Here is an 856-nt window from a genome sequence, read left to right as displayed (position 1 = left end):
TGAGGTGCCCCTAGATTTGTAGACGCTTTGCTTGGTAATTTTGGGACCAAGGAGAGACGGATATGAACAAGGGAATACGGTTTACGGATGAGTTTAAGCAGGACGCTGTAGCGCAGGTTGTTGAGCGTGGATATGCGGTCAGCGAAGTGGCTGAGCGGCTGGGGATTAGCACCAAGTCGCTGTACACTTGGAAGGCACAATTTGCGAAGTCACCTCGTGTGCGATCAGAGGTTGCGGAACAGGCTGCTGAGATTAAGCGGTTGAAGCGCGAGTTGGCCCGCGTGACAGAGGAACGTACAATCTTAAAAAAGGCGACCGCGTACTTCGCGCGCGAGTCTCAGTGAAGTACGCGTTCATCGAGGCTCACCGTGCCGAGTTTTCGGTGCGATCGATGTGCCGTGTGCTGGCTGTACATTTCAGCGGCTTCTACGCATGGGTTAAAGAACCGTTAAGCCAGCGTGCGCTTGAAGATGCGCGTCAGACAGAACTGATCCATCAGGCTTGGACCGACAGCGGCAAGGTCTATGGATATCGTAAGCTGACTGATGACTTGCGCGATGCGGGCGAGACCTGTTCTGAGAACCGAGTTGCGCGTTTGGCCAGCTTGGCGGGCATAGCAGCACAGATCGGCTACAAACGCCGCCCTGGTCGTTATGGCGGCAAGCCTGCTGTTGTTGCGGACAACACATTGGATCGGCAGTTTGATGTCGATTTACCTGATCGGGTTTGGGTGACCGACATTACTTACATCAGAACCCATGAAGGCTGGTCGTATCTCGCAGTGGTCATCGATCTATTCTCACGGCGTGTCGTTGGCTGGTCCCCTCTCGGCAGATTGCTTTGCAATCGCCTGCCG

At 54.7% G+C, this 856-nt stretch carries 1 pseudogene; it reads left to right on the top strand.

The features are described 5' to 3' along the window. Positions 1-62: 62 nt before the first annotated feature. A pseudogene (locus H9Q16_RS20490) lies at positions 63-856 on the top strand (IS3 family transposase); the annotation flags it as partial.

It is taken from the genome of Sulfitobacter aestuariivivens (assembly GCF_014763045.1).
GTDB classification, from domain to species: Bacteria; Pseudomonadota; Alphaproteobacteria; order Rhodobacterales; family Rhodobacteraceae; genus Sulfitobacter; species Sulfitobacter aestuariivivens.
This window is presented reverse-complemented; position numbering and strand designations above follow the sequence as displayed.